The following is a 13,980-nucleotide window of genomic DNA, read 5'->3' on the forward strand; positions in this document are numbered from 1 at the left end:
TTCTGGGAGGAAATGATGAAAAACTTTTTGAAAACAACAGCCGCCGCGCTGACTCTGGCCGCGCTGGCCAGCACCGCACAGGCCACCGAACTGCGCCTGTCGCACCAGTGGTCCGGCAACGACGTGCGCAACAAGATCGCCGAAATGGTGGCCGAAGATGTCGCCGCCGCCAATGTCGATCTCACCATCAAGGTCTTCGGCTCGCAGTCGCTTTTCAAGGCGCGCGAACAGTATACGCCGCTGTCGCGTGGCCAGCTGGACATGACCGTCCTGCCCCTGTCCTACGCGGGCGGTCAGCAGCCTGCCTATAACCTCACACTGATGCCCGGACTGGTGAAAAACCTCGACCACGGCGACCGGCTGTCGCATTCGCCTTTCATGGAAAAACTTCAGGAAATCATGGCCGGCGATGACGTTATGGTGCTGGTCCACGGCTATCTTGCGGGCGGTTTCGGCTCCAACAAGGGCTGCATCACCAAGCCTGCCGATGTGAAGGGAATCGCGATCCGCGCAGCCGGAAAATCCTTTGAAGAGATGCTGGCCGGTGCCGGTGCGTCGATCTCCTCCATGGCCTCGTCCGAGATTTACCCGGCCCTCCAGACAGGCGTTCTGGATGCCACCAACACCTCGTCCGAAAGCTTTGTCAGCTACCGCCTTTACGAACAGCTGAAGTGCTACACACCCGCTGGCGACACCGCCCTGTGGTTCATGTACCAGCCGATGCTGATCAACAAGACGACCTTTGAATCGCTGACCCCCGAGCAGCAGAAGGCACTGACCGACGCCGCCGCCAAGGCCGAAGCCTTCTATCTCGAAGAGGGCAAGAAGGGCGACGAAACCGCACGCCAGACCTTTGCCGATGCGGGTGTCGAAATCGCCGACATGACACCGGAAGACTTTGACCAGTGGCTGGCTTTGGCCAAGACCACGGCATTCCCGGTTTTCGTGTCCGAAACGCCGAACGGTCAGGAACTTCTCGACATGGCACTTGAAGTAAAGTGATCCCCCTGCGCCCGCTCTGCCCCCCAAGTTGAGGCAGCGCGGGCGCCCCCCTTTGCCGACCGGAGCCACCCTAAATGACCGACTTCGCCCATCCCGGCGCCGTTCCAATCCCCGTGCGGATCATCCGCCGGGTTTCGGATCTTTGCGGCGTGATCGCCGCCCTGATGATCCTGCTGTCCGTGTTCATCACCTGCCAGATGATCTTTGTCCGGCTGATCCTGAAACAGTCCACCTTCTGGCAGACAGAGGCCGTGATCTACCTTGTCATCGCCGCCACGCTTCTGGGCCTGTCCTACGTCCAACTCCTGCGCGGGCACGTAGGCGTTGACCTTTTGCCGGGGCTGATGCCACCGGGCGCGCGCCGGGTCCTCGCACTCTTTGTGCTGATCATGACCCTCGCGATGGCGGCGGTGATGATCTATTACGGCTATGACACCTTCCACCTTGCCTGGTCGCGCAACTGGAAATCCGAAAGCGTCTGGGGCTTCCCGCTCTGGATCCCCTATCTCACGGTGCCGCTGGGTTTTGCGCTGTTCTTCCTGCAACTCGCCGCCGACCTCTGGATGACCGTAACCGGACGCGACAATCCCCTCGCTCCCTCCATGGTGCCTGACATCCAGCCACAGAAAGAAGGTCACTGATGGATCCGCTCACACTGGCACTGCTCGTCGCGATCATCACCATTGTCGTGCTGTTTTCGGGCATTTCGGTGGCATCCGGTCTGCTGATCGTCGCCACAGGTTTCCTTCTGGTTTTCGACGGGGTGCGGTCCCTTGCCTCCCTGCCCGACCTGTTTTTTGCCGAACTCAACAGCTTCGCCCTGCTGTCGATCCCGATGTTCATCATCATGGGTGCCTCCATCGCGTCGACCCGTGCCGGCGCTGATCTTTACGAGGCACTGGAACGCTGGCTGACCCGTGTTCCCGGCGGCCTTGTGATTTCCAACCTCGGGGCCTGTGCGCTGTTTGCGGCGATGTCTGGGTCGTCCCCCGCCACCTGCGCCGCCATCGGCAAGATGGGCATCCCCGAGATGCGCAAGCGCGGTTATCCGGATGGTGTCGCCGCAGGTTCCATCGCGGCGGGCGGCACGCTTGGCATTCTGATCCCGCCGTCGGTGACGATGATCGTCTACGGCATCGCCACTGAATCCTCGATCGGGCGGTTGTTTCTGGCCGGCGTCCTGCCCGGTATCATGCTGGTCGCCCTGTTCATGGCCTGGTCGATCTACGCCACCTGGCGGTCGGGCGATGCCCGTGTCCTGTCAGCGACCGACTATAGCTGGAAGCAAAAATTCGAGATCCTGCCAAAGGTCCTGCCGTTCCTCCTGATCATCCTCGGTGTGCTTTATGCCATGTACGGCGGCATCGCGACGCCGTCCGAAACAGCCGCCGTTGGTGCCCTGCTCTGTCTGGTCATCGCCGTGCTGATCTACAAGATGTGGCACCCGCGCGACCTGTGGGTGGTACTGCGCGATTCAACGCGGGAATCGGTGATGATCCTGTTCATCATCGGCGCGGCGGGTGTGTTTTCCTACATGCTCTCAAGCCTGTTCATCACGCAGAGCATCGCGGAATGGATCGGCACGCTGGACGTGAACCGCTGGGTTCTGATGGCGATGATCAACCTGTTCCTGTTGGTTGCGGGCTTCTTCCTGCCCCCAGTGGCGGTGATCCTCATGGCAGCGCCCATTTTGTTGCCAATCATCACCACCGCCGGTTTCGATCCGATCTGGTTCGCAGTGATCCTGACCATCAACATGGAGATCGGCTTGATTTCGCCCCCGGTCGGGCTCAACCTCTATGTCATCAACGGCATTGCGCCCGACATCTCGCTCAAGACCATCCTGCTCGGGTCCCTGCCCTACGTCGCCTGCATGGTGCTGGCCATCGTGCTGCTCTGCCTCTTTCCGGGTATCGCCACCTGGCTCCCGGACTATGTGATGGGACAAAGACTATGAGCCTTTTCGCGGACCTCCTTTCGACTGTCTTCGAACGTCGTTATCGCGGTGCCACTGAACCGGACCGCAAGGGTCGCAGCATCGAAGAGTTGTGCGCCGACCTGATCAGTAATGCCGGCGAGGTGTCGGGCACCGAACTGGCGCGCCTGATCCTGGATCGCTACGCCGCGATGGAGTGGGAGGAAAAGCGCGCCTTCTTTGCCTATCTCACCACCTCTCAGGGCATCGATACCGCCGCCACACGCACCGCCCTCGACACCTATGAGGCAGGTCCGAACAAGGCCAGCTACCGCGCCCTGATGGATCTGGTCGAACCACCCCGGCAGGAGTTAGCGCGGCGGCTGAATCAAGTGCCGGGGGCGACCGGGCAGCTGGTCGAAATGCGCGCGGACCTGTTGCGCATGACCGACAAGAACCCCGAATTCGCCATGCTGGATCTGGACCTGCGCCACCTGTTCGCCTCGTGGTTCAACCGCGGATTTCTGGTGCTGCGCCCCATCAGTTGGGAAACCCCCGCCGAGATATTGGAAAAGATCATCGTCTACGAGGCGGTGCACGCCATCCACAGCTGGGACGATCTGCGCCGCCGCCTGCAGCCCGAGGACCGTCGCTGCTTTGCGTTCTTCCACCCCTCCATGCCAAGCGAGCCGCTGATATTTGTCGAAGTCGCCTTGACCAAAGGTATTTCAACATCGATTCAGGACTTGCTGGCCGACGGGCGTGCGCCAATGGCGGCGCGGGCTGCGGATACCGCAGTGTTCTACTCGATCTCGAACTGTCAGGCCGGGCTCGCGGGGATTTCCTTTGGCAATTCCCTGATCAAGCAGGTGGTCGCGGACCTCAGCCGCGAACTTCCGGGCCTCAAGACATTCGTCACCCTTTCGCCAATTCCCGGCCTCACCCGCTGGCTGGAAAAGGAAGGCCGCCCCCTGCCCGGTGACCCCACGGCGCAACGCCAGTTGTCGGCGCACTACCTGACAAACGCCAAACGCCCGGACGGTGGCCCCGTCGACCCCGTGGCGCGGTTCCATTTGGGCAATGGCGCACGGGTCCATGCGGTGCATGCAGGTGCCGACACTTCGGCCAACGGGCTGCGGCAATCGGGCGGTGTGATGGTGAACTACCTTTACGATCTTGCCCAGATCACGCAGAACCACGAACGATTTGCAACCGCAGGCACCGTAGCCGCCTCGCCCGAGGTACGCGCGCTTGCCTCTGCCGTGTCGCTACAGGACGCATGAAGGACCAACACATGGCCAACCCGCTTTATGACACGCTTTTCGGACGCCACGCCGGGAAGAGTACAGTCTTTCTGCACCTTCCGGATGGCGCCACGCTGACTCATGACGCCTTTCTGCGTCTGGCTGCGCGCATTGCGCATGTCCTGACCGACCTGGGCCTGAAACCCGGCGACCGCCTTGCCGCACAGATCGAAAAGTCGCCCGAAGCACTGGCCGTCTATGCCGCCTGCGTTCAGGCCGGTGTGGTCTTTTTGCCGCTGAATACCGGCTACATGGGCGAAGAAATCCGCTATTTCGTTGAGAATTCCGGCGCAAAACTGCTGCTTTGTGATGCCACCAAGGCAGAGGCTCTGTCGCCCCTCGCCAAAGATTGTGGCGCCTTGATCGAGACGCTGAATGGCGATGGCACGGGCACCTTGATGGAGGCCGCCAAGTCCAAGCCCGACAGCTTTGGCACCGTCCCCCGCACCGCCGACGACCTTGCCGCCTTCCTCTACACCTCGGGTACCACGGGGCGGTCCAAAGGGGCGATGCTGACCCAGTCCAACCTGCTGAGCAATGCCCAGACGCTGGCCGACTATTGGCATTTCACCGCGGATGATGTCCTTCTTCATGCCCTGCCGATCTTTCACACTCACGGGTTGTTCGTGGCGACAAACACCCTGCTGATCGCTGGCGGGTCGATGATTTTCCTGCCTAAATTCGATCTCGACCAGATGATTGCCCGCCTGCCGCAGGCCACAACCATGATGGGCGTGCCGACCTTTTACACCCGTCTGCTGGACGATCCGCGCTTTGACCGCGACCTGACCCGGCACATGCGCCTGTTCATTTCGGGCTCTGCGCCACTTTTGGCCGAAACCCATGTCCAGTTCGAAGGCCGCACCGGGCATCGGATCCTAGAACGGTACGGCATGACCGAAACCAATATGAACACCTCGAACCCTTATGACGGTGAACGTCGCGCGGGCACGGTGGGCTTCCCCCTGCCCGGTGTCGAGCTGAAGATCACCGACCCTGCGACCGGCGCGACCCTGCCACAGGGTGAAATAGGCCAGATCGAAGTGCGCGGCCCGAACGTGTTCAAAGGCTACTGGCAGATGCCCGAAAAAACCGCCGAAGAGCTGCGTGCCGATGGCTTCTTCATCACCGGGGACCTCGGTCAGGTGGACAGCGACGGCTATGTCTCGATCGTGGGGCGCAACAAGGACCTGATCATTTCCGGCGGGTACAACATCTACCCCAAGGAAATAGAACTGCTGCTCGACGATCAGCCGGGTGTGCTGGAATCCGCCGTGATTGGCGTGCCACACCCGGATTTCGGCGAAACCGTGGTGGGGATTCTGGTGCCCTCACCCGGGGCCCAGCCGGATCTGGAAGCGATCAGCGCGCAGATGAAGGCCTCTCTGGCCCGTTTCAAGCACCCCCGCAAGTTGGTGATTCTGCCGGAACTGCCCCGCAACACCATGGGAAAGGTGCAGAAAAAGGCGCTGCGCGATCAGTTCGGGGATCTGTTTACCACCGCGTAGGGGCTTGGCGGATCAGTCGGCGTGGCGCTGGCCGCTACGCCGCACCTGAACCACCTGCGCCAGGATCGACAGGGCGATTTCCTCAGGCGTCAGGGCATGGATATCCAGCCCGGCCGGCGCCTGTACCCGGGCCAGATCCCGCGCGGCGATGCCTTCTGCCGCCAGCTTTTCGGACAGGGCGGCGAATTTGCGGCGTGACCCGACAAAGGCCAGAAAGATCGCCCCGGACGCCAATGCCATGCGCAGGCCGTCCAGATCACCCTTGCCCTGCGTTGCCACCACCACCAGCCTTTGCGCGCCTGCGGAAACTGGCTCAAGCGGTTCCGCCAGCGGCATCGCGTTCAGGCGGAAACCGAACCCTGCCGCCAGCCGCACAAGGGCCACCGCCACGGGCGAAGCCCCCAGCACCACCAGTTCTGGCTGGGGCAGATGCGGTTCCACAAACACATCCATCGATCCCTTGCTGGGGCAGCCGTTGCGCGCAAAGCGCACGCCCTCAACATCGCTGCCAGCAGTCACCCCGCGCCCCTGCAACAGATCCTCTGGCATCAGCGACAGGAATTTCGGCTGTCCGTCCGCCAGCGCCTCTTGCGCTGCTCGCGCCAGCGCAGACCGCACGCAGCCACCGCCAATCCAGCCACCGCCAATGGTCCCGTCAGAGTGGATCAGCGCCCGCGCGCCGGGCTTGGCCGCCGTCGCGCCGACCGTGCGCACCACCGTCGCCACGGCAAAAGGGGTTCCGGCGGCACGTAAACCTTCGGCCAGCCGGGTCATCTCGTCTTCCAGTGGCGTCACGTCGATCACAACCGTGTAAACTCCTGTTCCAGTGCAGCAAGGTCCGACAGCGTCCCCGCCGCGGCAAAGTGGTCGAGGTGCGGCAATGCCGCAGCCATGCCCGCCGCGACCGGCGCATAGCCTGCCCAGCCCTTGAGCGGGTTCAGCCAGACAATCCGGCACCCCCGCCGCCGCAGACGCAGCAGCGCGTCCCCAAGAACTTCGGGCGGGTCGGTGTCGTACCCATCCGACAGGATCACCACAACGCTGCGCCCGTTCACCAATCGACGGGCATGGGTGGCGGCAAACTGGTCCAGCGCCGCTCCGATCTTTGATCCGCCACCAAATCCATCGGCCAGCAGCGTCAGCCGGTTCAGCGCGCGCAAACCATCGGGGTCGCGCAGCGCCTCTGTGATACGCACGAGTCTGGTGTGAAACAGGTAAGCATCTGCCGCAGAATCGGCGCGCATCAGCCCAGCGAGAAAAGCCAAGAACACCCGCGCGTAGATTGTCATCGACCCGGACACATCACACAGGGCCACAATCCGCACTGGCCGATCCGGACGCTTGCGGCGCGGTAGACGCACAGGTTCGCCCCCGGTGGACAGGCTTTGTCGCAGCACGCGGCGCATGTCGAGCATCGCCCCCTTTTTCGCCGCGCGCCTTCTGCGCGAACGCCGGTCGCGCAGGGCCAAGGCAAGTCGCCGCGCCACGGTTTCGGCGTCGCGGATGTCTTCGGGGCTGACCAGATCGCGCAGATCGGTTTTCATCAGATTCTGGAGCCGCGATCCGACCAACCGCCCCTCCCCGCTCACCATGGCCTCGCCTTCGCCACCGGAGTCGTCGGGGCTATCCATTCGGCCGTTTCCGTCGGTCTCGGGGCCTTGGGCGGAACGCGAATTGCGCATGTGTTCGGTCGATGCCGAAGTTGAGGGAACCACCTTTTCCCGCACTCTGCCATCGTTGCGCCAGTAGGCGTCGAACAGATCCTCAAAGCCCGCCACTTCGTCCGCGCAACCGGTGCAGACCGCCTGCAGGGCAAGCCGCGCCTCAACCGGATCAGAGGCCCGGACATGGGTCAAAGCTTCGACTGCGAGCGCGGTTTCCCCGACCCCCAGACGCAGGCCATGATCGCGCAGATGCGCCATGAACCCGGCGACCCGCGCATTGGGTCCGGGATCGCGCCCGGCAAATCGCGTGACCTTGCTCATGCCGCCCGCCCTGCCAACCGCTGCGCCACTTCGGTGGGGATGTTGTCGCGGTCGGTCCGGGTCTTCAGCAAGGTCGCGAGTGTCGCCTGCAACACCTGAGGATCGGAATTCAGATCCGCGATGCCAAGGCCGGACAGCGCAGCTGCAAAGTCGAGCATCTCGGCCACGCCGGGGGTTTTTTCCAGTTCTTCGCGCCGCAGCGCCTGCACAAAGCCGACGATCTGCCCGGCCAGTAAATCCTCGATCCCCGGTATGCGCGCGCGCAGGATCGCAAGTTCGGTGGCCCGATCGGGGTAATCCACATGGGCATAGAGACAGCGCCGCCGCAATGCGTCCGACAGATCGCGTGTGCCATTGGCGGTCAGAATGACCATGGGCCGGGTGGTGGCCGTGATCGTTCCCAGTTCAGGGATGGAAATCTGAAATTCGGACAGGATTTCGAGCAGATAAGCCTCGAACTCCTCATCCGCGCGGTCGATCTCGTCAATCAGAAGGACCGGCGCGACAGCCTGGCGGATCGCCTTGAGAAGCGGGCGTTCCAGCAGGTAATCATCGGAAAAGATACGGGCCTCGACCGCGCTGCCGGTTTCTCCGTCCTCGGCGGCCGCACGGATCGCCAACAGTTGGCGCTGATAGTTCCATTCATAGATCGCCTGCCCCGCATCCAGCCCTTCGTAACATTGCAGACGGATCAGTTGGGTCGACTTCACCGCGGCCAGAACCCGCGCCACCTCGGTCTTGCCGACCCCTGCTGCCCCCTCCAACAGCAGGGGCCGACCCAGCGACAGCGCAAGATATAACGCCATTGCCAGATCATCGGACGCGACATAGCCCTGTTGGGCCATGTCCGTCTGAAGATCATTCCAGCTCATGCCCGATTACCCGTGCAGACCCAGACCTTCGGCAATGCGCCAGATCCGCCAGTGATCGTGCGGCATGTGGCTTTGCCTCAGTCCGAAGGCGCGGAAAGCATCGTGAACCGCGTTGGAAAACATCGGCACGCCTCCGACGTTCGGGCTTTCCCCAACGCCTTTGGCACCGATGGGATGGTGCGGGCTGGGGGTTTCTGTGAAATCGGTCGTGTAGTGCGGCGTCTCGACCGCCGTGGGCAGAAAGAAATCCATCAGCGTGCCGGTCTTGCAGTTGCCCATCTCGTCATAGGCAATCTCTTGCCCCATCGCGATGGCATAGGCCTCGGTCAGACCGCCGTGCACCTGTCCTTCGATCACCATTGGGTTGATGCGGGTGCCGCAATCGTCCAGCGCATAGACCTGCCGGATTTCGGTCTGTCCGGTGTCGACGTCCAGATCCATCACGCAGATGTAGGCCCCAAAAGGGTAGGTCATGTTGGGCGGATCATAGTAGCTGACCGCCTCAAGGCCCGGCTCAAGCCCCGGAATGGCCTGATTGTAGGCGGCGTATGCGATTTCCTTCATCGTCTTGAACCGCTCAGGCGCGCCTTTGACGACAAACCGGTCGACATCGAATTCCACATCGTTGTCATGCACTTCCAGCAGATAGGCCGCGATCATCTGCGCCTTGGCGCGGATCTTGCGCCCCGCCAGCGCCGTTGCCGCCCCCGCAACAGGGGTCGAGCGTGACCCGTAGGTGCCAAGCCCATAGGGCGCGGTATCGGTGTCGCCCTCCTCAATCGTGATGCTATCGGCAGAGATGCCGATTTCCGACGCGAGGATTTGCGCAAAGGTCGTCGCGTGTCCCTGCCCCTGGCTGATCGTACCCAGACGAGCGGTGGCGCTGCCGGTCGGGTGGATACGGATCTCGCAGGAATCGAACATCCCCATACCAAGGATATCGCAGTTCTTGACCGGCCCGGCCCCAACGATTTCGGTAAAGAACGACAGACCGATGCCCATCAGCTTGCGCGTCTCACCGCGTTTAAAGGCCTCAACCCGCTCGGCCTGTTCCGCCCGCAGACCGTCATAGTTGACTGCGGTCAACGCCTTGTCCCAGGCGGTGTGATAGTCACCCGAGTCATATTCCCAGCCCAGGGCAGAGTGATATGGGAACTGGTCCTTGCGAATGAAGTTGATCCGGCGCAGCTCTGCCGCGTCCATGTTCAACTCCTGCGCCAGCACCTCGATCATGCGTTCGATGAAATACGCAGCCTCGGTCACACGGAAGGAACAGCGATAGGCCACGCCCCCCGGTGCCTTGTTGGTGTAGACGCCATCCACGCCTACGTAAGCCACGGGAATGTCGTAACTTCCGGTGCAGATGTGGAAGAATCCAGCGGGGAACTTGGTTGGATCGGCGCAGGCATCAAACGCCCCGTGATCAGCGGTCACATGGCAGTGCAGCCCGGTGATCTTGCCCTCTTTGGTGGCGCTGATGCGGCCCTTCATCCAGTAGTCACGGGCAAAGGCGGTGGCCATCAGGTTTTCCATCCGGTCTTCGACCCACTTCACCGGTTTGCCGGTCACGATGGAGGCGACGATAGAGCAGACATAACCGGGATAAACGCCGACCTTGTTGCCAAAGCCCCCCCCAATGTCGGGACTGACGACGCGGATGTTATGTTCCTCGATCCCCGAGAGAAGAGAGGCGACCGTGCGCACCACATGCGGTGCCTGAAAGGTGCCGTACAGCGTGAGCTTACCGTTCACCTTGTCCATCGACGCAACGCAGCCGCAGGTTTCCAACGGGCACGGGTGCGTGCGGTGGTAGTAGATCGTCTCTTCGGCGACGACCTCGGCCTCGTCCAGAACAGCCTCGGTTGCGGCCTTGTCGCCCTCTTCCCAGAGGAAAATATGGTTGGGGTGACGGCGCTCTCCGTGCGCGCCAGAGGTTTGACCTTCCAGATCCTCCCTCAACACTGTCGCGCCCGGCTCAAGCGCCTTGAACGGGTCGACGATGACCGGCAGCTCCTCGTAGTCGACCTCGACCAATTCGACCGCATCGGCGGCGACATAACGATCGCGGGCCACCACATAGGCGACCTCTTGTCCCTGAAACAGCACCTTGCCGTCGGCAAGGACCATCTGCTTGTCGCCGGCCAAAGTCGGCATCCAGTGAAGGCCTAGCGGCTCCAGATCCTTGGCGGTCAGGACCGCGACAACCCCGTCCAGCGCCATCGCCGCATCGATGTTGATCGAAACAACGCGGGCATGGGCATAGGGCGAACGGACGAAATCGCCGTGCAGCATACCGGGCATCTTGATGTCGTCGACATAGTTGCCCTTGCCTTGGGTAAACCTTGCGTCCTCGACCCGCTTGCGCGAACAGCCGAGGCCCTTGAGATTGGCGATGCGGTCATCGCGGTCTGGCGAAAGATCATTCATTCTGCGGCCTCCTTTGCGGCGGACAATTCGGTGGCGGCGGCAAGCACGGATTTGACGATGTTCTGATAACCGGTGCAGCGGCAAAGGTTGCCAGCCATGCCGAAACGCACGTCTTCTTCGGTCGGGTTCGGGTTATCTTCCAACAGCTTGGTCGCACGGGTGATCATCCCCGGCGTGCAGAAACCGCACTGCAGCCCGTGATGTTCGCGGAACGCATTCTGCAGGACATGCAGGCTGTCCGGGCTGCCGATGCCTTCGATCGTGGTGATTTCCGCGCCGTTGGCCTGAGCGGCGAAAACGGTACAGGATTTCACGGACTTGCCATCCATCGTCACCGTGCAGGCGCCACAATGGGACGTCTCGCAACCGACGTGCGGGCCTGTGATGTTCAGCCGCTCGCGCAACACATAAATCAGCAATTCGCGCGGTTCGGCCAAAAGCTCCTGCGTTTCTCCGTTCACGGTCAGGGTAATCTGCATTTTCTTGGACATGGTGTTCTCCTTACGCGCGGGACCAGGCGCGTGTGATCGCGCGGGACAGGGTGATGCCGGCAACGTGGCGTTTGAATGCGACGGGGCCACGGTTGTCTTCTCCCGGGTCGATATCGCCGTCCATCGCGGCCATGGCCTTGGCGATTGCACCGCTATCGCAGGCAGTGCCGTCAAGGGCCGCGGCAGCAGCTTCGGACCAGACAGGCACGTCGCTGAGGTTGGTCATGGCAATCGATGCCGTGGCGCAGGTCCCACCCTCTTTCGTCAGCAGAACTGCGGCGGCGGCGGTGGCGTAGTCGCCAATCTTGCGCTTTTGCTTTTCGTAGGCAAATCCGCCCGCGTGCGCCGGAAAGGTGATCCGGGTCAGAATTTCTTCATCTGTGCGCGCCGTCATATAGGCCGCCTCAAAGAAGTTCCGCGCCGCCACGGTGCGGGTGCCATCCGGACCGATCAGGGAAAATTCCGCGCCAAGGCATTGCATGATGCCCGGCATGTCGTTGCCGGGATCGCCGTTGGCGACGTTGCCACCGATTGTGCCCATATAGCGGACCTGAGGATCAGCAATCTGAAGCGCGGCTTCGCGCAGGATCGGAGCAGCGCGCAACAGATCCGTGCTCTCGATGACTTCGTGCTGGGTGACCATCGCACCGATGCTGACCGTATCGCCGTCCACGCGGATACCACGCAGATCGGCGATCGCCTGCAAGTCAATCAGGTGCGGCACTTCGGCCATGCGCAGTTTCATCATCGGGATCAGGCTATGCCCCCCCGCCATGACGCGCGCATCGTCGCCATGTGTCTGCAGCAGGGACAGCGCGTCCTGCAGGGATTCGGGCCGATAGTATTCAAAGGCTGCCGGGATCATATGGTGGCTCCTCCCAAAGCTTATGTCCGTGTCATGCACGCAGACTAGGCAGGCATAGGGAAAAGCGTGCGAAAATTGAGCGAAATGACGGTTTCCCTGCACGAATTGCGAAATTAGCGCACGAAATGCGAAACATAACCCGGGTGTGAAACCGGGAGGATGATCTGCACGCGGCCCGGGTGACGCTTCGTTGCAGCCGTCCCATCACCGACTGTTCGACGTCGTTTCACCTACAGGATGCCAAGGCAGAATGGAGCGCATCAAACAAGCTGCATCGACCCGTTTGCGCGAGGTGATGCCGCCCCGGCTCAACCTGTCAAAGGCCCAGTGCGGCGCGGACAGGTTTGAGTTTGGATCGGCTTACCGGGGCCTTTTCCAACGGTGGAAAGCTGTCGAAATAGACGATGCCGCTGTCCTTGAGCCGTTCAAACCGGGTCACATGCGCCGGGTTGATCAGGTAACTGCGATGCGCGCGGATGAAACTGCCGCCTTTCAGGCGCGACTCGGCCTCGGTGATGGACCAGGCACAGAAAAGCTTTGCATCGCGGGTATAAAGGCAGGTGTAATGCCCTTCGGCGCGGATGGCACCCACTGCGGCCGCAGACAAAAACCGGGTCCGGCCATTCTGCTCATAGGGTATCTGTCGGGGCGTCGGCACTTCTGGCGCGGCGCTCTCGGGGGGCGGCAGAACCTCAGGCTGGGTTTCGGTCCCGGCCTCCTCAGGCGATTGCCGACCGCTCTCGGTCGGTGCCAGAAAGGTCACGCCGGTCAACAGGAAGGCCCCGCACAGAACAAAGCTGCTCAGCACCACACCAATGGCCATGACCTCGTTCCCGATCAGCGGGCCCACGTCGCGCACCACCGCACCCAGCGCAAAGCGCGAGCTCAGGATCGCGACGAAATGCACGCAAAACACCGCCAGCCCAAAGCCCAGTGTGCCCAGCAGCAGGTTGCGCTGGGTGCGCTTGCCGTAGGCCAGCCAGACCGCACCGATGCTAAGCGCAAGCGACGCGCAAATGGCCAGAAGCAGACCTAAAGGCGTATAGACTGCGCGGCAGAGTTGCAAACCTGCCATCCCGGTATAATGCATCGCCACAATGCCTATACCAATGATCCCGCCAGCCAGCGTCAGCGTCGTCGGCGTGCGTGGGCGAAAATGCAACAGCAGCAACGAACAGCCGACAATCAGGATCGCGATCAGCGCCGATATCAAGGTGATCACCGCATCATAGTAAAACAGCACAGGAAGCTGCATTCCCAGCATCGCGACAAAGTGCATCGACCAGATTCCGCCACCCAGGGCAATTGCCGCAAGCGCAACGGAAATCTTTCGATGTCCCAATGACTTGTGACGCAATCCACTGGTGAGGGACAGGCCAGTAAATCCGGCCATCAGGGCCACCGCAAGCGAGGCGACCACGAGCCATGGGTTGTGCGTATACTGCAAGAATTGCATGCCCTGTGATACTCCGTAGCCGGGGCCAGTCGCAAGCCGCCGCGTTCGCGTGTATTCTGTCACACGGATTGGACACACAAAGCAAAATGTGATGCTGTGCCAGTAGCCGTTCAGCCCGGAACACACTAAGATTGCGGCCAAAGAGGGACGAGCAG

Annotated in this window: 12 protein-coding genes; 5 read left to right on the forward strand and 7 right to left on the reverse strand. The window is 61.8% G+C overall.

From position 1 onward, the window contains the following. The first annotated feature begins 15 nt into the window (after positions 1 to 15). The 5 genes from dctP (at position 16) to CHB75_RS10485 (ending at position 5,729) form a co-directional block, all read left to right on the forward strand. On the forward strand, positions 16 to 1,002 hold the full coding sequence (gene dctP, locus CHB75_RS10465; protein ID WP_089270587.1) for a TRAP transporter substrate-binding protein DctP: 987 nt from the start codon (positions 16 to 18) through the stop codon (positions 1,000 to 1,002). Positions 1,003 to 1,076: 74 nt separating this feature from the next. Then, a complete protein-coding gene (locus tag CHB75_RS10470) occupies positions 1,077 to 1,643 on the forward strand; it encodes a TRAP transporter small permease (protein WP_089270501.1) in 567 nt (188 codons plus the stop codon). Next, positions 1,643 to 2,959, forward strand: coding sequence for a TRAP transporter large permease (locus CHB75_RS10475; protein WP_089270502.1), 1,317 nt, complete (start codon positions 1,643 to 1,645; stop codon positions 2,957 to 2,959). The genes CHB75_RS10470 and CHB75_RS10475 overlap by 1 nt, the downstream gene beginning before the upstream one ends. Next, entirely contained in the window at positions 2,956 to 4,200 is a 1,245-nt protein-coding gene (locus CHB75_RS10480; protein WP_089270503.1) for a malonyl-CoA decarboxylase, read from the forward strand. Before CHB75_RS10475 ends, CHB75_RS10480 begins: the two co-directional genes overlap by 4 nt. A gap of 11 nt (positions 4,201 to 4,211) precedes the next feature. After that, positions 4,212 to 5,729: a malonate--CoA ligase gene (locus CHB75_RS10485; protein WP_089270504.1), complete on the forward strand. Its 1,518-nt coding sequence runs from the start codon at positions 4,212 to 4,214 to the stop codon at positions 5,727 to 5,729. Between the two features lie 12 nt (positions 5,730 to 5,741). Here the strand turns inward: CHB75_RS10485 and CHB75_RS10490 are convergent, their stop codons facing one another. The 7 genes from CHB75_RS10490 to CHB75_RS10520 all read right to left on the reverse strand — a co-directional run bounded on the left by CHB75_RS10490 (position 5,742) and on the right by CHB75_RS10520 (position 13,825). Continuing rightward, positions 5,742 to 6,533, reverse strand: coding sequence for an XdhC family protein (locus tag CHB75_RS10490; RefSeq protein ID WP_342745303.1), 792 nt, complete (start codon positions 6,531 to 6,533; stop codon positions 5,742 to 5,744). After that, on the reverse strand, positions 6,530 to 7,714 hold the full coding sequence (locus CHB75_RS10495; protein WP_089270505.1) for a vWA domain-containing protein: 1,185 nt from the start codon (positions 7,712 to 7,714) through the stop codon (positions 6,530 to 6,532). Before CHB75_RS10495 ends, CHB75_RS10490 begins: the two co-directional genes overlap by 4 nt. Further along, positions 7,711 to 8,586: an AAA family ATPase gene (locus CHB75_RS10500; protein WP_089270506.1), complete on the reverse strand. Its 876-nt coding sequence runs from the start codon at positions 8,584 to 8,586 to the stop codon at positions 7,711 to 7,713. Before CHB75_RS10500 ends, CHB75_RS10495 begins: the two co-directional genes overlap by 4 nt. Positions 8,587 to 8,592: 6 nt before the next feature. After that, the gene (locus tag CHB75_RS10505) at positions 8,593 to 11,013 is read right to left on the reverse strand and encodes an aerobic carbon-monoxide dehydrogenase large subunit (protein ID WP_089270507.1); all 2,421 of its coding nucleotides are present in this window, start codon (positions 11,011 to 11,013) and stop codon (positions 8,593 to 8,595) included. Further along, complete coding sequence (locus tag CHB75_RS10510; RefSeq protein ID WP_089270508.1) at positions 11,010 to 11,504, reverse strand: (2Fe-2S)-binding protein; 495 nt, start codon at positions 11,502 to 11,504, stop codon at positions 11,010 to 11,012. The genes CHB75_RS10505 and CHB75_RS10510 overlap by 4 nt, the downstream gene beginning before the upstream one ends. 10 nt (positions 11,505 to 11,514) lie before the next feature. Further along, positions 11,515 to 12,369: an FAD binding domain-containing protein gene (locus CHB75_RS10515; protein WP_089270509.1), complete on the reverse strand. Its 855-nt coding sequence runs from the start codon at positions 12,367 to 12,369 to the stop codon at positions 11,515 to 11,517. Between the two features lie 316 nt (positions 12,370 to 12,685). Beyond that, positions 12,686 to 13,825: an MHYT domain-containing protein gene (locus tag CHB75_RS10520; RefSeq protein WP_089270510.1), complete on the reverse strand. Its 1,140-nt coding sequence runs from the start codon at positions 13,823 to 13,825 to the stop codon at positions 12,686 to 12,688. Positions 13,826 to 13,980 lie beyond the last annotated feature (155 nt).

This window comes from Puniceibacterium sediminis, assembly GCF_900188035.1.
GTDB classification, from domain to species: Bacteria; Pseudomonadota; Alphaproteobacteria; order Rhodobacterales; family Rhodobacteraceae; genus Puniceibacterium; species Puniceibacterium sediminis.

What these genes read in the sequence shown, in the direction of transcription:
- CHB75_RS10470 (WP_089270501.1), top strand. Translation starts at nt 1,077, where the DNA reads ATGACCGACTTCGCCCATCCCGGCGCCGTTCCAATCCCCGTGCGGATC.
- CHB75_RS10505 (WP_089270507.1), bottom strand. Translation starts at nt 11,013, where the DNA reads ATGAATGATCTTTCGCCAGACCGCGATGACCGCATCGCCAATCTCAAG.
- CHB75_RS10480 (WP_089270503.1), top strand. Translation starts at nt 2,956, where the DNA reads ATGAGCCTTTTCGCGGACCTCCTTTCGACTGTCTTCGAACGTCGTTAT.
- dctP (WP_089270587.1), top strand. Translation starts at nt 16, where the DNA reads ATGAAAAACTTTTTGAAAACAACAGCCGCCGCGCTGACTCTGGCCGCG.
- CHB75_RS10495 (WP_089270505.1), bottom strand. Translation starts at nt 7,714, where the DNA reads ATGAGCAAGGTCACGCGATTTGCCGGGCGCGATCCCGGACCCAATGCG.
- CHB75_RS10485 (WP_089270504.1), top strand. Translation starts at nt 4,212, where the DNA reads ATGGCCAACCCGCTTTATGACACGCTTTTCGGACGCCACGCCGGGAAG.
- CHB75_RS10475 (WP_089270502.1), top strand. Translation starts at nt 1,643, where the DNA reads ATGGATCCGCTCACACTGGCACTGCTCGTCGCGATCATCACCATTGTC.
- CHB75_RS10510 (WP_089270508.1), bottom strand. Translation starts at nt 11,504, where the DNA reads ATGTCCAAGAAAATGCAGATTACCCTGACCGTGAACGGAGAAACGCAG.
- CHB75_RS10520 (WP_089270510.1), bottom strand. Translation starts at nt 13,825, where the DNA reads ATGCAATTCTTGCAGTATACGCACAACCCATGGCTCGTGGTCGCCTCG.
- CHB75_RS10500 (WP_089270506.1), bottom strand. Translation starts at nt 8,586, where the DNA reads ATGAGCTGGAATGATCTTCAGACGGACATGGCCCAACAGGGCTATGTC.
- CHB75_RS10515 (WP_089270509.1), bottom strand. Translation starts at nt 12,369, where the DNA reads ATGATCCCGGCAGCCTTTGAATACTATCGGCCCGAATCCCTGCAGGAC.